Origin of the sequence: Bacillus sp. BB51/4 (assembly GCF_008368845.1) — a bacterium.
GTDB classification, from domain to species: Bacteria; Bacillota; Bacilli; order Bacillales; family Bacillaceae_G; genus Bacillus_A; species Bacillus_A wiedmannii.
This window is the reverse complement of the sequence record NZ_QOSC01000014.1, coordinates 394,448-414,516: the sequence shown is the minus strand read 5'-3', so window position 1 is coordinate 414,516 and position 20,069 is coordinate 394,448. Positions and strand designations below refer to the sequence as shown.

Sequence of the window (20,069 nt, the reverse complement as noted above, 5' to 3'; positions counted from 1 at the left end):
TGTACCCCGGGGATATGCAACGCTATCTTAAATAGATTTTCTGGTTATAATACAGGCCCATAAAGGAGCTGTTTTATCCCACTTTTATTTTTATTTGTAATTCCATGCTATTTCTACTACTTCTTCGGGAGTCAATTCTTCATCATTCCAAAAAATCAAATCACTTGGAGCAGGGTGAGGTACACCAGAGTTATTAAATTGATGAACATAGTTACTGTGTTCATCCTCAGGTAAATCAAGATCATAAATTTTTTTTACAAGCTCAAGCAGTTCTGTTTTCGTCAATTTACATATCAAATTTTTCATCCTTTCATTTAATTTATAACCCTTTGTTCCCGAAATGGTATGCGGGATCTAAAACATTTTGATGTATTTTAGGAGATACAATCATTAGATTATAGACATCTCCATCTTTATCAATAGACAGTTTATGATGCAATATATATTTATTATGGTTACCATAATGTTCCGTTCTTGGTGAGTAAGGAGCCTTACCGTTTTTCATAAGCTTTTTTATATCCATAGGACTAAATTCTCCAGCATAACTTGAATCAGCAAGTGTTTTCCAAAATTCCTCTCTAAAATCATCAAATGATTTAAATTCTTTTCCGACTAATTTGTCTCTAACTTCTTGCGGAATAATACCAATATCACCATCATTATACATTAACTTCTATGATGTATAACCTTCTAATGAATTAAGCTAATTCTCCTGTTTCGGAGGTTTGGATAAAAATATCCTCCTTGAACATAGGCATTTTTTTATTCATGAAGAAATATTACCGCAAAGCTACATTGATAAAACACACGGCAAATTTATTTATCAAATTACAAATCCAACTCTCACAAAAAACAGGATAAAAAAATAAACAGCAGAACTAGTCCACTGTTTACTTCGCCACGCCTTCATGTAATTTTTCTGTATAATCTTTTACATCTTTCCAGCTATCTTTCGCTGTATGTAAATCTTCTTTTATAAACGTAAATTCTTCAGGGCTGATTCCTTTTACGTTTTGCAGTAAATTATTATATTTTGCCCCTACTGTATACCATTGATTTGATATATTTTGCAGTGCTGTAATTGCTGCATCAATTGTTTCAGTCATATTTGTTGTTTTATTTTTTACATCTGTCAATATTGCCACTTCTGCTTGTGCGCCAGAAATTCTATCTTTTAAATTGGAGATTTCTCTTTCTGCATTTGCGATATCTTTTTTCGCAATCGCAATCATCGGTCCGCCAGCAAGACATGTTATTAGTGCTACGCAAAGTACGCCACCAGCAATGACCATATCATTACTCTTTTTGATTGAATCGTTATATGTATTTATTTGTTGCTCTAGAGCTGGAATGCCAGCATTCGTACTTGCTAAAATTGCTGTTAATTGATTTGTATCCTCTTTAAAACTATTTGTGTCTTTCGCCATTCTATCGCGAAAAGCTTTCAAATCCCCTAATAATACATCTACCTCATTTTGATTTTTTACAATATCAGCATACAACTTTTCTAAATCCGCTTTTAATTTTCCACTATCCTTTTGTTCAATCGCTACTAGCATGCTATTATAATACGCTTGAAAAGTATTATTGTAATTAATAATATTTTGATCTGTTTTCATAATTTGAGGCTTCATATAATTTAACCAATACGCTGCGTTAATTTTTGCATCTCTTTGGTGCTGAATCATATTTCCTTTAAACTCACTATTAATGGAACTTATTTTACTCAAATCAGTCTCTTGCTGATTTTGAATTAATTTTGCATATGAATCCATTGCAAATATGCTCGATGTCGTTTGCGCCATAACATCTTGGAATCCAGCTGGCCCTAACGAATAATTTTCCGCACTTTCTTGCAATGTTTTTACGTTTTGTTCTGCTGCAAAAGGATGTAAAGGAAATGCGTTACTTGTTGCCACTCCAGCAATCATTAACGTTAAAAGACATTTTTTATAAAATCGTTTCTGCATACTCTTCACCTATTTTCTTTATAAGGGTATAAAAAGCTCCTGCTCACAACTGAACAGGAGCTTCAAATCACTCATCAATACTTAACGCTCTAACGATTCGTATCCGATTATGCTTTTTTCGTATCTACTACTTTAATATCTTCAGCATAAATCTTTTCTGCATAGTCTTTAATGTTTTTCCAGCTATCTTTCGCAATGTTTAAATCTTCTTTAATGAAAACAAGGTCGTTTGGACTAATTGAATCTACATTTTGAAGTAGAGAATTGTATTTTGATCCCATTGTGTACCATTGATTTGAAATGTTTTGTAACGCTGTAATTGCAGTATCAATTGTATTTGTTAAATACTCCGTTTGTGTTTTGATGTTCGTTAACCCAGCTACTTCTAATTGAGCAGTTGTAACTTGTCCTGTTATTTTTTGAATTTCAGCTTGTGCATTATCAAGCTCTTTCTTCGCTAATACGATTCCAGCTGTACCACCGCCTACAGCTGCTGCACCACCTGCAATTAATGCGACTCCTAACGGCGTTCCTGCACCTGTAGCGATAACTACTGCACCACCGATAATTGCAATTGGGCCTAGTGCTGTCGCAACAGATGAGCCGATAATTATTGCATTATATTTACTAATTGCTTCATTGTACGTTGTAATTTGATTTTGCAGAAGCGGAATTCCAGCATCTTGACTAGCTAAGATAGATGTAATTTGATTTGCATCACCTTTGAAGTTTTGCGTATCGGACGTCATTTTGTTTCGGAATTTCTTCAAGTCTTCTACTAACTGATCTACTTGCGCTTTATTTTCATTAATACTACTTGATAATCTAGTTAAACCTTTCGTAAGAGTCGCTTTATCTTTTGCATCTACCGCAGCAACTAAAGTATCATAATAGTTTTGGAATTTCGTATTGTAATTAATAATATTTTGATTCGTTGAAATAAGCTGTGGTTTTAATACATCTAACCATTGCTTCGCATTTCCTCTAGCTGTATCCTGGTGCTGAATTACTTTCCCTTTTAAAGCCACATCAACAGACGATACATTACCAAAGTTAACATTACCTTGTTTAATAATTGTTAAAGCGTACAGATCCATTACTAAAGCGTTTGAACCTGTTCTTTCCATTGCATCTTTTAGGCCTTCTGGTCCTAATGAGTATTCTTCATAGTCATTATAAGCTTTTGCTACCGCATGAATTGGAGCTTGTTTCACTGTACTTTCAGCTGCATACGTATGAGCTGGCATAATGTTTCCTGCTGCAAATACTGCCATAAGTGCTGATAGAGCCATTACTTTATAAGGTTTTTTTGTCATTTCTCTTCTCTCCCTATATCGTTACTTATTTTTAATGTACTTCAACGTTTGTAACGTAATCTTCAAATTGATTCGTTTGTTTATTCATTTCATCACTTACTTTTTTAATTTGATTGAAATGTTTTTGAAGTAAACTACTATCTGTATACGTGCCTTCTTCAACACTCTTTTGAATTTGGATCATATTATTGTTTAGAACTTTCCAATCCGTTAATAACGTTTCTAAAGTTGAGATTTGACGATCAATTAATTCTGTAAAGCTACTTACTTGATCTTCAACGAATGTAATTTGTGTCGCCTCTGCTTCAGTTTGTGATAACTTTTGAATAAGTGGTAGTAGCTCTTTTTGCTTTTGCTGAATGCGAAGAGCTGCTTCTCTCGTTTGACTATCTGCAGCATTTACAATTTCATTACTTAAAGTACCGATAGAAACGAAATCAATTGTTTTCGTCTGCGCAGTTTGATTCGTAATTGTAAATACTTGTTTACCGATATTAATAGAACCTTTAATAATTTCTTGAGGCCTATTCAAAATAGTCGTTAATTCAGCTTGAATTTCCCCTTGAATTCTTTTAATATCTTCTCTTAATTTCACAATATCTCCACTTGATCCTTGCAGTGTTTTTATTGCTTCATCAGCTTTAATTGATAAGTTGCTACTATCTTTGTCTAATACCGTTTTAAATCGATTTAACTCTAATAAGTCTTGCTCCATACTCTCTTGGATGCTTTGTACTTGCAATTGTAATTTTCCATATGCACTTGTAAAATCTGCTTTTGCTTGTTCATCTTCATTTATGTTTCCTGCTAGTTCATAGAGCTTACTATAATAACTATTAAATCTAGTACTATATCTCATCATCTCTTGATTTAAGTCGATTAGCTTCGGATTATATTCATCAATCCACTCTCGTACATTTGCCTTTGCAAACTTTTGATGATTCGTCAAACTACTCATCGCATTCACCTTAATGTCTGGCTGCTGTAAAATAACTAATCCGTATGCTTGTATAAGTGGTGACTGTGACCCTAACATTCTAATTGAATTGGATAATGTATTTGGAGCAATTACATTTTGTGCATATACTGTTTTCACTTCTGTTTTCCCCTCTTCAGCGTAAGCGCTTACAGGAACAAAACAACTCGTAGATACTGCTGTAACCAATAACCCTGTAATTAAAGTCTTTTTCACTTTAACTCCTCCTATGTATTAGCAACTATTACTATCGCATTTTATTATTCTGTTTTCTTGCATATAGTTTGAGATGGTTAAAATAGAGAACGTTCTCATCGTGACTCACGTATGAACCATCTCTCCCAACTTTTATTGCTACAGTACTTACTTATTGTTATAAAACATTTCATAACTTTTCATATGTGGTTAGTATGAATAAGGTTGTATAATTTTTCTATCTCAACACCATTCCCACATTTGTACAGTGAATATATTACACGGAAATACTATTCATTTTAAAATAATTTTCGTACAGAATTATGAAATTTCGTTTTGTTTTCATGTAAGTTTTGTACTGTAAGGTCATTTAAACACAGCTATTTATCTATCGTAAAGAAGTATTTTCATTCCCTTTATTTTCAAGCTTTCCTGTCCTTATTTCAAAATATAATCCGCTTCACTTTTTCAATTGAAATATCCATATATCACAACAAAAACCTCTACTTATTCATAGATGCAAAAATTATATCAATATAACTTTCAGACCCATATGCAATTATGCATAGTGTATACACAAAAAGGATAGCTTCACTTTCGTAAAGCTATCCTTAAAAAACCTTCTTACTTTTTCAAATGATATGGAACTGTCGTAATAACAACATTTCTTTTATAAAGTAAATACGCACGAATGAGTAAACTAGACTGGTTATGAAGAATGTTATGCCAACCTTTTTTCGGTATGAACTGTGGTATAACGACCGTAACTCGGTAATTTGATTCACTCGCTTTATATTGCACTGTATCAATAAACTTTGTTAGTGGCTGAATAATACTTCTATAATGAGAATGTAACGTAACAAGTCTTACTTCAGGTTGCCACTTCTTCCATTTCTCTTCAAATTTCTTTTCCTCTTCTCTGTCAAAAGCAACATATACAGCTATAACTTGATCTGCAGAAAGAGCCTTCGCATAGTTCAATGAATTTTCTACTACATGCGTCATACCAGCTACAGGAACGACAATTACATTTCCCTCAATTGGAACAAGTGGTTCACAAGTTTTTAAACTTAATTGATCGCCCACTGCATCGTAATGCTTCTTAACTCTATGGAACAAGAAGATGATGGCAGGTAAGAAAATAAGGATTGACCAAACTTGTGCAAATTTAGTTAAAAAGAACATGCTCATTACGATAAAACTAATAATTGCACCAATTAAATTAACCGTTAATCTCAAAGCCCATCCTTCAGGTTTTTCACGAAGCCATTTTAATACCATACCCGTTTGAGAAAGTGTAAATGGAATAAATACACCTACTGCATATAACGGGATTAAATGTTCTGTTTGCCCTTGGAAAGCTACAATTAAAATAATCGAAGCTATCCCAAGTATAATAATACCGTTTGAGTAACCTAGGCGGTCTCCTCTAATCGTAAACATTCTCGGTATAAATTTGTCTTTTGCAAGGTTAACTGCTAATAGTGGAAATGCAGAATAACCTGTATTAGCAGCAAGAATTAATATTAAAGCAGTTGTACCTTGTATGAAATAGTACATGAAATTACGTCCAAAAGTTTGTTCAGCAATTTGTGAAACAACTGTTACTTCCTTACTTGGATTAATTCCGTAATAATAAGCTAAAAAGACAATTCCTGAAAATAAAACGGCAAGTAATGCACCCATTGCAAGCAATGTTTTCGCTGCATTGTTAGGTGCAGGATCCTTAAAGTTTGGAATTGCGTTAGAGATTGCCTCAACACCTGTTAAAGCCGAACTACCCGATGCAAATGCTCGTAGCAGTAAGAACAAACTAATTCCCGCAACCGGCGTTCCAATTGGCGTGTGTAAAGTCGGTGAAACGTGACCAGTTAAAATATTGTATATCCCTACCCCAATTAATATAAATAGTGCTAAAACGAATAAATAAACAGGATACGCTAAAACGGAAGCTGATTCCGTTACCCCTCTTAAATTTAAAATAGTAATAAATATAACAAATATAATCGCAATGATTACATTATGTGCATGTAAACTAGGAAAAGCTGATGTGAGCGCATCTGTACCTGCAGACACACTTACTGCAACAGTTAAAATATAATCGACTAATAAAGATCCTCCAGCTATTAACCCTGGATTCATCCCTAAATTTTCTTTTGATACAACATACGCGCCCCCGCCATGCGGATAAGCAAAAATAATTTGACGATAAGATAAAATAAGGGCTGTCAATAACACTAATACCCCAACAGCGATCGGAATTGAATACCAATAAGCAATCGCTCCAAGACCTGCTAAAGCAATTAAAATTTGCTCTGGTCCATATGCAACCGATGACAATGCGTCAGAAGATAAAATGGCTAACGCCTTCGTTTTATTAAGCTTCTGCTCTCCTAACTCAGTTGATTTTAACGGTCTTCCAATTAAAAATCTTTTAATAGATGAAACCAATACTGTCCACTCTCCAATAATTTTGTACGAACGATGCTGCTTGTTACAGCCAGCAAACTATTTCTTCAGAAAACAAAAAATGTCTACAAGCCATAGCGAAATAGACTTGTAGACATTATTTTTTTTGTCGCACAAGCTCCACCTTCCTTCTCAATATAACGCTTACGAGGTTAGCTGTCGGATTCGGGCCTATGAGTAGCCCTACCTTTTTCAAGGATTCACCCCATTGGATTAAGAACTAATCCGTAAGAACGGGTCCCCCGTACCATGCGGTTTCAGCGATTTAGAAAATTGAAACTGTGGATTATAATACTCCTTTATTTTCAAAATGTAAACAAAAATTTTGAAAAAGAAAAAATTTAAAATGATTGCGCATAATCCGCCGGTAAATATACATAATGAATACTAAAAAATCGATAAAGGAGACCCATATGTCTAAAGAAAAGAAGCCTATTTTTTCCGATTCCTATTTAGATGCGTTAGCAAATGAAATTAATCAATTATACGGTAAACGTGAACAGGAAATAAATTTGACAGATAGAACGAAAAGAAATAAATAATTTGTCATAAAAAAAGAAAGCAATACACTTATATATTGCTTTCTTTTTTATTTTTTCATACATCCAATTCTATTTCTGACCTGTTAAAGGTCATTTCTTCATACACTTTCAAATTTTGATATACTGCCCCTAATAATGGTGCTTCTATAGAAAATTGTTCTGCTACATCTAGTAAGTATCCTTGTAAGTACTTCCCTTCAATGGACGAACCTTTTTCCATATCACGCTGCATCGATGACTTCATATCATACGAAATTTTATCAATTGTTTTCATATGTTCCTGGGCAATACCATCCTTAACTGGAGCTTTCATAGACCTCATGATTTGCACACATTCTTCAAATAAGTTTCGGATAAATTCGTGTCCACCTTCACTTTCACGAATCGGTCCTATTGGTGCACGCATTAATGTCGTCACACCCGACATTACAGTAATAAATAAATATTTATGCCACATATCTTGCGTAATATTTTCACTTAAAACAAAACTAGATTTCGTACCTGCAAATGCTTTAGAAATATGCTTTATTCTCTCTGAACCTTGAAGCTTGATTTCTCCAAACAGAAGTCTGTTGGCAGCACTCGTTTGTACAATTTCTCCTTGATCGTTTAACGTCGTCTCGATAAAGCATAAACCGCCAATTACTTTTTCCACGCCAAATTCCTTTTGTAATTGTGATACATGAGCGATACCATTTAACAATGGAATGATGACAGTTTTTTCGCTAACATAGGGCTTCAAATCTTGAATTGCCTCGTTTAAGTGATACGCTTTTGTTGAAAATAAAATGACATCAAATGGAGCAGTTCGATCTTCTTTCGTTATTAATTTCGGTTGGAAGGAAAAATCCCCATTAACACTTCGGATTACAAGTCCTCTTTCCTCCAATTGTTTTTTCCGTTTACTACGAACAAGAAACGTAACATCTTCCCCTTTTTCGACTAATCGGCCACCAAAAAATCCTCCGACGCCACCAGCTCCTAATACTAAAATACGCATACAACATCCCCCTTTTCAAAATACAATTTTATAACGTGTAGTATACATAACATTATACATATCCTCTACTAAATAACCTGAATTTTCATTCTTAATCAAGTATAAAACAGTGGTTATTTTCAAATAAATTTGGGCATGTTGTTTTTATAGCATATATGAAAGGAAACAATGTAAATGGAGGCAATACAGACAATCGAGGAAAAAGATGTAGCAACAGCTATATTTCAATTTATATTCCCGTTTTCTTTTAAAACTGGATATGAACAAAATATGTTCCCTTTCTTACAGAAAAATGATTTTCGCCCTTTTCGACTCGATCATCTTGAAAATGAAAATACATACTACGGAAAGTTTCAAGTTTCACATCAAAATATGGAAGCATATTATCTTTCATTTACAAATAAAATTCTATTTCCTCACTCAGAGCATCAAAAAGGATTACAACGCTATTCTAAAGACCTTAACTTAACTGGACATTTAACAACAAATTTGATTTCTGTTCCATTCAAGATTCATTCTATTGATGTAACACTTTGCCCTTATGAGCTTGGCTTCTTAACAATTCGGACAGAAGTAGAAACCGCTCCAAACATGACATTATCAGAAGCAATCGAATTCGCCGCCCGCTTCCGTGTACTTGAAACTAAAAATGATACAAACGAGACTATTTGTATTGAATGTAACGGAAAACAATACTCACAAGTGGAAAAACTTATATTCGGTGATTTATTTCATGGTGTAACAGACTTCTTTGAGAAAAAGAGATTGCGGAGCTCTTACTTTCAAACCTTTCCTTTCTTTGAAGACCAAAGAATGTATGTACAAACTTTATTATCCGTGAATAAAGAGTCAGACCTTCATATAATCGATGTATACCGAACTTCCAGTCTTTCCGGATTAACAGACGATGGCAATCCGTATATTAGCGCAAATAACATCCCTTATATTCAAGATTATTTAACAAAACATTCTTATCAAAGATGGGCTCCTAATCGCTACTTTGTTATGGAAGAACATATTTTTACATGTATAACAAATGAAGGTGAGCAAGCAATCGCTAAACTTGCTAGTCAAATGTACGGGGAGTTTTATTACGCTTTGTTATTAAATCTATTTCATAAAGTTGTTTTATTAAAAATGGCAAACGCTTATGCTGAACTTAACATTGAACAAGATACAAATGAAATAGAGAAATTAATTTATTCAATCAATTCATTTACAGCAAATTACTTCTCTTTAGAGTTAGTATCCCAATCACAGAGTGAAGATATTTTCTTCCGCTTAAGAAATCTATTTAACATTGAAGTACTATACTCGAATGCAAAACAAAATCTTGATAGTTTGTTTAAATATCAAGAAAATGTCGCTTCTAAAAAAGATAGCCTTTTACTATTAGTTTTAACGCTCTACTCTGTAGTAGGCCAAATGTTAGGGTTTACTATGATTGATCTTTTAAGAAACACCGATTCAAACAAAATCTCGTCGCCACTTGAATTTTTCGCGCTTTTAATAGCAATTAGCGGCATAGTCATTTCACTTATTTTAGGCGCGCAAAGTTTATACCAATGGAGTCTACAACATAAACGAAGAAAAGCATGGGTAAAACAAACTGTACTTTCTGCTGTGAAAGAGAAAGATGATAAACATTAAAAAAGATTATTTTCATTTACTGAAATTTTCATCGGTGATTTTTCGAATATATCGACTTACCGACAAAAAACGACAAAAGACAGAACCAGATAATATCAAAAGGGTACTCCAAAATGACGTTTAGAGTACCCTTTTTTATTACACAAGTTCAGCTTACTTCCCTGCTTCGATTTGTTCTAATGCAGCAGCTACTTGTTCTTCAGTTAATTCATGTTGTACTACGTAGCGGTTACGTGGGCTTACACGACATTCATGAGAACATGCACGTAAATATTTCGCTTCGTTTTCTTCAGAACATAAAATTTTCTTATTACATTCTGGATTTGAACAGTTTACATAGCGCTCACAAGGTTCACCTGTAAAGTGATCTTTACCAACAATAACATGTTCTTTTTGGTTTACTGGTACAGCAATACGCTCATCAAACACGTAACATTGTCCATCCCAAAGCTCGCCTTGTACTTCTGGATCTTTTCCGTACGTTACAATTCCGCCGTGAAGCTGACTTACATCTTCATACCCTTCACGAACTAACCAACCAGAAAACTTCTCACAACGAATTCCACCTGTGCAGTACGTTAAAATCTTTTTACCTTCAAGTGTTTCTTTGTTTTCTCTAATCCAATCTGGTAATTCACGGAATGATTCGATATCTGGTTTAATTGCACCTTTGAAGTGTCCTAAATCAAACTCATAATCATTTCGTGCATCAATAATAACTGTATCTTCTTGTTTCATTGCTTCATAAAAATCTTTTGGCTCTAAATACTTTCCAGTTATTTCGTGTGGGTTAATGTCATCTTCTAGACGAAGTGTAACTAACTCTGGACGAGGACGCACGTGCATTTTCTTGAATGCGTGCCCTTCTTCTTCATCTATTTTAAATACGATACCGTCAAAGCGTGGATCGTTGTTCATTGCTTCCATGTATTTTTCTGTTTGTTCTACAGTTCCAGAACAAGTTCCGTTAATCCCTTCTTTAGCTACAAGGATTCTTCCTTTTAATTCAAGTGAATTACAAAATGCTAAATGCTCTGCAGCGAATTCTTCAGGGTTTTCAATTGTTGTGTACATGTAATATAGTAATACTCTGTATGGTTTTGTAGTTGCCAATGTATTTCTACCACCTATCTAATTTTTAAAATCATGTATAAGTTAACGTTCATATCAAAACATATATAATAAGAAAATGTATCCAAAGTTTTATGCATCCCATTTTCTTCTCTTTATACTATTTTCTATAAGTTAACAAAAATAAAAAACAAGATTACACATCAAAACACTATGGTTATGTTGTAATCCCAATATATTATATATCATACAAATCCATTTCCATCAATTAATATACTGTATTATAGGCTTTATGTTCACATAAATTTCAAAAATAGCCCTTTAATTCATTATGTTTCCCCACGTCATCACACCATAAACTCCCAATTTTTCATAACACGACACCATCTATTGCAGCAAGGCATATAATTTGCACTAAGGAAACATTTATGTTCAAATAAATTATCAACTAATACATTTAAATGTATTGAAATAATGAGCAAGAATAAATACAATAATTTCATCAAGTTAACATTTTAAAGGGGAAAACTACTATGAATAAAGATATATCAAAAGATGAACAAGTCCCTTCTCAAAGTACAACTGTTCAATCAGCGCATTTAGCATTAAGTGGACAAACGAAAGGCTTAAAAAGACTATTACCATTCTTAGGCCCTGCTTTTATCGCTTCAGTCGCTTATATTGATCCTGGCAATTTCGCGACAAATATTGCAGCTGGATCACAATATGGATATTTATTACTCTGGGTAATTCTTGCTTCTAATTTAATGGCGGTATTAATCCAAACTTTATCCGCTAAATTAGGAATTGCTACAGGTAAAAACCTTCCTGAAATCGCTCGAGAAAACTTCCCAAAACCTGTTTCCATCGGTTTATGGATTCAAGGGGAGCTCGTTATTATGGCGACTGATTTAGCTGAATTTATTGGAGCGGCACTCGGATTGTACTTATTGTTCGGGATTCCAATGTTACCAGCCGCTTTAATTACAGCTGCTGGATCATTTATTATTCTTGAATTTCAACGCAGAGGCTTCCGTCCATTAGAAGCTATTATAACAGGAATGATTTTTATCGTTGTTATCGCTTTTGGTGTACAAGTCTTCTACGCAAAACCAGAATTAAGCCCTTTACTTTCAGGACTATTTATTCCAAAATTCCAAGGCGTGGATAGTATCTTATTAGCAGCTGGTATTTTAGGCGCAACAGTTATGCCACATGCAATATATCTACATTCCGCCTTAACGCAGCGCCGCGTAGTCGGAACAAATGATGAACAAAAGAAAAAGATTTTCCGCTTCGAGTTTATTGATATCATTATCGCAATGGTTATCGCTGGAGCAATTAATGCAAGTATGTTAATTGTTGCTGCTGCACTATTCTTTAAAAACGGCTTGCATGTTGAAGATCTTGATGTTGCTTTTAACCAATTTAGTAACTTAGTCGGTCCTGCATCCGCTGCTTTATTTGGAATCGGACTTTTATCAGCAGGTTTATCTAGCTCTTCAGTCGGGACAATGTCTGGTGACATTATTATGCAAGGTTTCATTCGAATGCATATTCCGTTATACTTACGCCGCTTTATTACAATGATTCCACCATTAGTTATTATCGCTTTAGGTGTAAACCCAACTTACGCTCTCGTTATGAGCCAAGTTGTCTTATCATTCGGTATTGCTTTTGCGTTAGTACCGCTTATTATGTTTACAAGCAGTAAAAAAATTATGGGTGCACTCGTTAACCACCGTATAACAACTTTTATCGCTTGGATAATCGCTGCACTCGTTATCATTTTAAATATTTTCTTACTGTATCAAACATTTGTAGGGTAATGAAAAAAGGTATTCCAATAAAAATGGAATACCTTTTTTGGCGAAGTAATTCTCTTCTAATTACCACCTATGTATGTACCTCTTTCTGGCATTATCGCACCTTTTTCAGTTCGAAAGTAAAGTGGTAATCCTTCCGAAAGAAATATACTCACCTTGGATGGATCCTGCCTTTGATGATGAATATGTAAATGGGGCTCACTTGAACTTCCTGAGTTACCGACTTGAGCAAGAACCTCTCCTTCATTTACATGTTGCCCTTCCCTCACATTAATTGATCCTTTCTTTAAATGGGCAAGCATCAAAAATGTCCCTGTTTCATCTAGTCGTAAATAAATATGATTCCCCGCCATTGACTGAAAATCATCCGATCCCGGAACTACATCTTTTTCATCATTATTGATAGATACAACTGTTCCAGAAGCTGGTGCCATTACTTTCGCTCCATATATTCCATAGTCACCTAACTTACTACTTTTCACTTCAGCAGGCGGGATAAGAATATCATATGCCCATCGTTCATTCGGTTTTATAACGTGATAGTTCGTTTCTACCCGATCACCACCCCATCCTACTAGTGCTCGTTCATTTAAGGGAAAACGAACGACTATTTTAGGACTCATAGTCTGTACATCTGCTGGGTAAGCAAGTCCGCCTATGTTAGCAAACCACCCTAAAGGCCAAGCTCCAATTATAGAGAAAAGAACGATGAAGATTAGTGTTCTATCTATTCGCTTTCTGAAAATGCCTTCCCACACAAATAGTAATACTGATCCTATCAAAATAAAGATTGATACTAAGCTAAAGGCTTGTAACCCCCACCAAACAATGACTGATATAACACCATGGGCTAAATAAACTACACTCCAACTTATAATTAAAAACGCAACTAAAATTACTAATACATATTTCTTCCACATGTTGTATCCCCACCCTCATATCTTTGTTCTACATGATACGAAGTGAACATTACGACATATAAAAGAAATACTTACGACTTTCTTACAATTCTTGATAATGCGGTAAGACGATGGTGAAAACAGTTTCTTTCTCGTTACTGCACACAGTGATATCCCCTTTATGAAGCTCTGCTATACTTCTCGCAATTGCAAGTCCCATTCCTTTTCCACCCGTATGAGAGCTACGTGATTTTTCACCACGATAAAACTTCTCAAAAACGTAAGGAAGGTTCTCATTCGGAATACATTGTCCAAAATTTTTAATTTCTATTTCAACATTCATGTCTCTTTTAGAAATTTGAATCAAAATCTGTTTTCCGTCTTTCCCGTATATAATACTATTACTAATTACATTTTCGAACAGCCTCACCATAAGCGCTACATCCATTTCCACATGTAACTCCTTATCACCATTAATACAAAAGCTCATATCGGCATCATCTAGTTGTGGCACAAAATCAATCATGATTTGTTCAATGAACGCTTTCATATTTACTACACTTTTATGTAATTCAATCCCTCTATAATTTATTTGACAATATTCTAATAAATCATCTACTTGATTTTTTAATTCATAACTTTTTCGCTTTAATATACTTACATACTGTTCACATTCTTCTCTATTTGAATGAAGCTGATTTCCTAACAGGTCCGCGTAACCGATTAGAGATGTTACAGGTGTTCGTAAGTCATGAGAAATATTACTAATCATTTCAGTTTTCATTTCCTGCGATTTTTTTTCATTTTCGATAGACTCTTTTAAACTTTTAGCCATTCTATTAACATTCGCTGCTAATTCACCAATCTCGTCATTTTTCGAAATAGGTATATGTATTTCCAAATTACCATTACTTATTTCTTTCAAGTTCTTATTTATTTCAGATAACCTTTTCATCATTGTTTTTGTCATGCATGCAAAGTATATTGTAGTAAAAATTAAAAAAGCTATTAAATATAAAAGTGAATATTTTTCCTCTAACGCAGTAACATGACTATATATATTTCCAATTACAATTTGAAACGCTATTATACTTACAGTTGCTAACAGAATGCTACATATGAATGCGATAAAAAACTTAGTTCTAATGCCTTGTAATGATTTAATCTTCAATTTTATATCCGACTCCCCAAACATTTTGAATAAACTTCGGCTCTTTTGGATTCTCTTCAATTTTATTTCTTAATCTTGCAATATGAACCATTACTGTATTATTACTTTCATAGGCCCTTTCTTTCCAAACACTCTCATATATTTCTTCAATAGTAAACACACGATTCATTGCAGCTGCCATTAAATACAAAATATCATATTCGGTTCTCGTAAGATTGATTGTTTCTCCATATAACATTACTGTTCTAGACACTTCATCTATTTCTAACCCTCTAATGTTTATTTTCTTTTCTATTTCTTGGACAGCATTTTGATTAAAATATGTATACCTTCTTAATTGAGCTTTCACTCTCGCTATAAATTCAATTGTACTGAAGGGCTTCACAATATAATCATCTGCTCCAGTACTAAATCCTATTACCTTATCTACATCCGATGATTTTGCGCTTAAAAACATAATTGGTAAACTATGTTTCTCTCTAATCCTTCTACACAATTCTATTCCATCCATTTGTGGCATCATAATATCCAAAATAGCAAGTTGAATTCTGTTATTATTTATTATTTCTAAAGCCTCTTCTCCATTATGAGCACTAAAAACTTTAAAACCTTCTTGCATTAAATTCACTTGCACAAATCGAACAATATCTTGATCATCATCTACAATTAAAATTGAATTTTTCTCCATATACAAACCTCTTTTTGAAATATATTCCACAATCAATTTTATCACAAATCAAAACCATACTTCCCTCTTGAATAATCTTTATTTTCAGATTAAATTATATAATAACAACACATTCTAGTTTCAGAAGAAATGGAGTGAAAGCATGTTTCCTATATTAAAAACCGACCGACTCATTTTACGAGAACTTACCGAAGAAGATGCACCGAGTATACTACAATGCTTTTCTAATACTGATGTACTGCGCTATTATGGCCAAAAACCATTACAAAATATTGATCAAGTGAAACAAGTCATTCATAACTTTAAGCTGAGTTACAATGCAAGAAGCGGTATAAAATGGGGTATCGAATTAAAGGACAAGAAAGAGCTCGTTGGAACCATTGGTTTTCACGATTGGTCTTCTGAGCATAAACGAGCCAATATAAGTTATGCCTTTCTCCCTGAACACTGGGGAAATGGATATGCTACTGAGGCAGTTTCTGAAGTTATATCTTACGGCTTCCATACACTTCATTTAAAGCGTATCGGAGCAATTGTCTTCCTTGAAAATGAGGCGTCAAATAAAGTGCTATTAAAATTAGGTTTTGAAAAAGAAGGAGTTCTAAAAAATTATATGTATCAAGATGATATTCCCTATGACACGAATTATTATTCTTTATTAAAATGAGTTTAATAGAAATTATACGTAAAAACTCGTTTCAGCATAATGAATCAAGATAGTGGATTTTTAACGAAAGATAGGAAACCGAGCGTTTTTCATTTCTTAGATCATCATACGACTGATGCGAAGTACAATAAATTATATAATCTAAAAAGGGGCATGAGCATACTCTTACTCATGTCCCTTTTTTTACGTTCTTTTTCTGTTTTCGCAATGCTTTTGGAATGTATAGCTTTCCATGTACTCTCCCGTCATTGCATATGCTTTAGAACGAGATCCTCCACAAACATATCGAAACTCACAAACTAAACTTTTTAAAAGTTTTCAATATCATTACCTCTTTTCTAAAACCATAAAGAACGTACTATCCGGTAGCGCAACCGCATTCCCAGACTCATCTTTAAAATCGATTTTCTCGCTAAGATGTTGTGTATATCCATCCTGTAAATAGTTCATAGCTTGAACGATGTTTACTTTATCTCCAAAGATACCCTTTACGAAATCCTTATAGTCGTTTGGCGTAAAGATTCCAAACTGCTCTTGCACCTCGTGAACGAAGGAATCCTCACCCCATGTATACGTATATAAGAACTCCATCGCATCGTTAACAGGCATTTTGACTGTATTGTCTGCAAGTACCTCATACTGGATTATACGCCCCTTAAATTCACGGACATACTGCTCTAAGAACTTCATTCCGCCTGCATCTTTAAAATGAATCACACGCATTAACATTTTATCTTCAGTCATGATGCCATCACGAATGATAATACGACCTCCTGGCTTTAACACTTCGTAAGCACTCTGTAGTCCCTTTTTAATTACTTCATGATTGAATTTCTTACCTTCATACTCGATATAAGAGAACAGTTCATGAAGGATAGAAGAATATACAATCGTATCAACCGATTCTTTATCAAACGAGCTACCTAAGTTGATTGCATCCCCTTTAATGACGTCCCAAGAACGACCTTCGTCCTGTTTCTTCTTTTTCAACGTATCAATCACGTTTTTGGAAATATCGATACCGTAGATTCGTTTATTTTCGGTCTCTTCTTCAATCATGTCTAGCATAACACCACCACCAGCTCCAACATCTACAACCGTATCTCCCTTTATATAATCAAGAATAATTCGTTTATCATCAGCCGAACTATTCATATGCTCCAGATACACTTCTTCGTTATGGAATCTATCATATGCGTCCTTTCGTAACCCGAAGAAATCAAAGAGCAGTACGTTTGCTCGAGCATGCATCATATCTATCTTTTCTGCCTCTACACAGAAGGTGATTAACGCTTCACCTACAGCAGAAAACTGAAACGACACATATGCAGTCTTCATATCTTCATCGACTTTAGCTTCAAAAGAAACATGCGTTGTATCCGGCTTCTCGTTCTCACGGTACTCCCGTAGATACTTCTCAATAACCCGCTTACGATACACGTTGTCCTTCTTCTCGCCTTTGAAATCATAGTGCAACTGCTGCATCAATTTCTCGAAATGGATATGCTGAACCTTTCTAGTGCCTATCTCGTTCTTTAACATAACAAAAACTGTCCAAATATCCTCGAAGCTAAGAGCATGCATAGACGGTTCTACATACCACAAATCCTTATCAGATAAGAACGTTTGAACGTCACTCTTCTCGCTCCCCATAATTATATCTTTTTCAAATACTGACTCCTTATGTTTTGGCGTGAGTCTATGTATACGAGAAGTAAACGGCTCCACATAACCATCAAATAGCCCATCAATTGTAATCTTCACATCGTTCTTTACTTCACTCCACAAAGATTTTGATACGCCCTCAATAATACATTGGTTAAGAAAGTATAAAATCTCCTTTAACCTAACGTCTCCGTATTCTTCTTTATATGTGTTAATTAAATCAATATGAGAGTCCAAACGAGCCTCCCCGCGGATATACTGCCCGATTAATCCATGTGTTCTAATTAAATCTCGAACAAACAAATACTCAGTAGCGTTTAAGTTTGTCTCTATACGTTCGATAAACTGAATATCACTAAAGATATCAGCAGAACCCTCGTTATGTACCAATAGATTGATCCCGTTTTTCTTCCATTGCTCCCGCTGTTTTAAAGAGCCTACCTTTGCAAGCTCACTATACGTTAGTACCTTTTCAATAATGCGATACGCTTCTTCATCTAAAGACAATCCATCTAACACTTGCAGCGTACGGTGCACATAGTACAACACCGCGTCTGTTTTTAATGCACCAAGTACCTGTACATTCTCATAGTTTTGATGTATCTCCTCTGCCTCGATTAGATACTTTAACCACGTAGGGAGAGTATTAGAAAACCCTTCAATGTATTTATTTAGAACCTCAATATTTTTCAACTTATTTACCCCCATATATAATCAATTTCAGTAGTATGGCCTGGGACATCTTCTCTAAAAAGATTATCACCTTATGCCCCCTTTACCATCTATATCTCTTTCAAATACAAATGCATCAAACCGAGTCTTTTTATCATGTAAAAGAGAGTTATCAATTTCGTTTCTAACATGCCAAGGTTGTAACACATTCTTTTGTTTATCTCTTATTTTATCTTCATTAGGAATTTCGGAGGATCACTTCTCAAATTGATAAACGTATGTTGTAACAGAATCAACTGAAAATTGAAACGGCAAGCGGGTGCACTCCACTTGCCGTTTTTTCATAGCTTAGTATGTACTTGAATTTCTTTTGCTTTCTCTTTTTCACCCTTCACGCGTACAATTAAATCATATGATCCGGATTTTGGCGCTTCAAAAGAAAGCAAGCCTTCTTTTTGAGAAGTGACTTCTTCTTCATAAATAACCTTATCATCTTTTGTAACTTGCAATAAAATCGTACCTTCTTCAACGGCTGCTTCATAAGGGATTTCCACATTTCCTTTTTCAGCTTTTAGCGTTTGTACATCGTAATACCCTTGCAGGGAACCAATTTTCAAAGTCGTTTCGCCATTTTTTTGAACCTTTGTAACTTGTGTTGCTGTATTGCACGCGCTTAACAATACAACAAGAGTGAGGATCATAAATAAACGTAGTGATTTCATAGAAATTCTCCTTTTTTATGTATATGAATTAAAATTCTAACTCTAAATTTTGTACCATCTTATTTCCCACCTCTTAAAATAGCTGTTTTTATAATAAAATAAGTAATAGAAAATAATAAACAAGTACCCATTGTACCAAAAACTGCAACTGAGATGTTACCTGCTAATGTTTCATTTGGATCTAATGCATTAGGTAAAATTGTACCAAAAATTGCAATACAGGCTAATACAAACATAAAATATTTAAATCTTTTTACTTTCTTATTCATACTAATTATCCCCTTTATTCCTTAACATTAACTTCTAAACCAAATCCCTATAAACCTACACCAGGGCCTAATGGTACATGGAATTTGACTCTGCTTTTTCTAGCTTCAAAGGATCCCCCAAGTATTATACATACCAATTCATTCATATAGAAAAAGCCCCGTTCAAATCAAACACTTAAGCCAACTATTTTTTATAATACTCAAATAATTATACACAAACATCTCTATCAATTCATCTCAATACCTCAATTACCTTTTAAGTATATCAATGACAAAATATATAATCTAATAATATTTTTTT

Annotated in this window: 17 protein-coding genes, 2 pseudogenes and 1 riboswitch; of the genes and pseudogenes, 4 read left to right on the top strand and 15 right to left on the bottom strand. The window is 34.2% G+C overall.

Annotation, left to right across the window (positions count from 1 at the left end):
* Positions 1–90: 90 nt before the first annotated feature.
* The 6 genes and pseudogenes from DN392_RS21905 to DN392_RS21880 all read right to left on the bottom strand — a co-directional run bounded on the left by DN392_RS21905 (position 91) and on the right by DN392_RS21880 (position 6,908).
* Positions 91–297 (bottom strand): bacteriocin immunity protein, encoded by a 207-nt coding sequence (locus DN392_RS21905; protein ID WP_000562892.1) that lies wholly within the window; start codon positions 295–297, stop codon positions 91–93.
* Positions 298–319: 22 nt separating this feature from the next.
* A pseudogene (locus DN392_RS21900) lies at positions 320–673 on the bottom strand (WXG100 family type VII secretion target); the annotation flags it as partial.
* Positions 674–890: 217 nt separating this feature from the next.
* A complete protein-coding gene (gene nheC / locus DN392_RS21895) occupies positions 891–1,970 on the bottom strand; it encodes a non-hemolytic enterotoxin NHE subunit C (RefSeq protein ID WP_061673168.1) in 1,080 nt (359 codons plus the stop codon).
* Positions 1,971–2,077: 107 nt separating this feature from the next.
* Complete coding sequence (nheB, locus tag DN392_RS21890) at positions 2,078–3,286, bottom strand: non-hemolytic enterotoxin NHE subunit B (protein WP_000162963.1); 1,209 nt, start codon at positions 3,284–3,286, stop codon at positions 2,078–2,080.
* Positions 3,287–3,317: 31 nt separating this feature from the next.
* Positions 3,318–4,478, bottom strand: a complete 1,161-nt coding sequence (nheA, locus tag DN392_RS21885; RefSeq protein ID WP_000751870.1) for a non-hemolytic enterotoxin NHE subunit A — start codon at positions 4,476–4,478, stop codon at positions 3,318–3,320.
* A 603-nt stretch (positions 4,479–5,081) separates the two neighbouring features.
* On the bottom strand, positions 5,082–6,908 hold the full coding sequence (locus DN392_RS21880) for an APC family permease (protein ID WP_000254865.1): 1,827 nt from the start codon (positions 6,906–6,908) through the stop codon (positions 5,082–5,084).
* Positions 6,909–7,052: 144 nt separating this feature from the next.
* A riboswitch (cyclic di-AMP (ydaO/yuaA leader) is annotated at positions 7,053–7,199 on the bottom strand.
* 140 nt (positions 7,200–7,339) lie between these two features.
* On the opposite strand from DN392_RS21880, the gene DN392_RS30930 reads away from it, so the two are divergent.
* Positions 7,340–7,468, top strand: coding sequence for a hypothetical protein (locus DN392_RS30930; RefSeq protein WP_000031869.1), 129 nt, complete (start codon positions 7,340–7,342; stop codon positions 7,466–7,468).
* A gap of 55 nt (positions 7,469–7,523) precedes the next feature.
* Here DN392_RS30930 and panE read toward each other — a convergent pair whose 3' ends face one another.
* Positions 7,524–8,468: a 2-dehydropantoate 2-reductase gene (gene panE, locus DN392_RS21875; protein WP_001221890.1), complete on the bottom strand. Its 945-nt coding sequence runs from the start codon at positions 8,466–8,468 to the stop codon at positions 7,524–7,526.
* Between the two features lie 174 nt (positions 8,469–8,642).
* Between panE and DN392_RS21870 the strand changes: the two genes are divergently transcribed.
* On the top strand, positions 8,643–10,118 hold the full coding sequence (locus DN392_RS21870; protein WP_000387443.1) for a hypothetical protein: 1,476 nt from the start codon (positions 8,643–8,645) through the stop codon (positions 10,116–10,118).
* 153 nt (positions 10,119–10,271) lie between these two features.
* On the opposite strand, the gene trhO is transcribed toward DN392_RS21870, so the two are convergent.
* Positions 10,272–11,231, bottom strand: a complete 960-nt coding sequence (trhO, locus tag DN392_RS21865; RefSeq protein ID WP_000246226.1) for an oxygen-dependent tRNA uridine(34) hydroxylase TrhO — start codon at positions 11,229–11,231, stop codon at positions 10,272–10,274.
* A gap of 491 nt (positions 11,232–11,722) precedes the next feature.
* On the opposite strand from trhO, the gene DN392_RS21860 reads away from it, so the two are divergent.
* Positions 11,723–13,018: an Nramp family divalent metal transporter gene (locus DN392_RS21860; RefSeq protein WP_001030665.1), complete on the top strand. Its 1,296-nt coding sequence runs from the start codon at positions 11,723–11,725 to the stop codon at positions 13,016–13,018.
* 56 nt (positions 13,019–13,074) lie between these two features.
* Here the strand turns inward: DN392_RS21860 and DN392_RS21855 are convergent, their stop codons facing one another.
* From DN392_RS21855 to DN392_RS21845, 3 genes are all read right to left on the bottom strand, one after another.
* Entirely contained in the window at positions 13,075–13,935 is an 861-nt protein-coding gene (locus DN392_RS21855; RefSeq protein ID WP_064056714.1) for a M23 family metallopeptidase, read from the bottom strand.
* 82 nt (positions 13,936–14,017) lie between these two features.
* On the bottom strand, positions 14,018–15,085 hold the full coding sequence (locus tag DN392_RS21850) for a sensor histidine kinase (protein ID WP_071743273.1): 1,068 nt from the start codon (positions 15,083–15,085) through the stop codon (positions 14,018–14,020).
* A complete protein-coding gene (locus DN392_RS21845) occupies positions 15,075–15,773 on the bottom strand; it encodes a response regulator transcription factor (RefSeq protein ID WP_071743275.1) in 699 nt (232 codons plus the stop codon). The genes DN392_RS21850 and DN392_RS21845 overlap by 11 nt, the downstream gene beginning before the upstream one ends.
* A 142-nt stretch (positions 15,774–15,915) precedes the next feature.
* Between DN392_RS21845 and DN392_RS21840 the strand changes: the two genes are divergently transcribed.
* The gene (locus DN392_RS21840; RefSeq protein ID WP_064056715.1) at positions 15,916–16,440 is read left to right on the top strand and encodes a GNAT family N-acetyltransferase; all 525 of its coding nucleotides are present in this window, start codon (positions 15,916–15,918) and stop codon (positions 16,438–16,440) included.
* 169 nt (positions 16,441–16,609) lie between these two features.
* Here DN392_RS21840 and DN392_RS21835 read toward each other — a convergent pair.
* The 4 genes and pseudogenes from DN392_RS21835 to DN392_RS21820 all read right to left on the bottom strand — a co-directional run.
* Positions 16,610–16,740, bottom strand: a pseudogene (locus DN392_RS21835) (radical SAM/SPASM domain-containing protein); the annotation flags it as partial.
* A 27-nt stretch (positions 16,741–16,767) separates the two neighbouring features.
* Positions 16,768–18,813: a class I SAM-dependent methyltransferase gene (locus tag DN392_RS21830; RefSeq protein ID WP_074651126.1), complete on the bottom strand. Its 2,046-nt coding sequence runs from the start codon at positions 18,811–18,813 to the stop codon at positions 16,768–16,770.
* A gap of 305 nt (positions 18,814–19,118) precedes the next feature.
* Positions 19,119–19,499 carry a BA_1872 family lipoprotein gene (locus DN392_RS21825; protein ID WP_000838924.1) on the bottom strand — a complete coding sequence of 127 codons (381 nt, stop codon included), beginning with the start codon at positions 19,497–19,499 and terminating at the stop codon, positions 19,119–19,121.
* Positions 19,500–19,558: 59 nt separating this feature from the next.
* Positions 19,559–19,768 (bottom strand): hypothetical protein, encoded by a 210-nt coding sequence (locus DN392_RS21820; protein ID WP_061673171.1) that lies wholly within the window; start codon positions 19,766–19,768, stop codon positions 19,559–19,561.
* Between the last annotated feature and the right edge of the window lie 301 nt (positions 19,769–20,069).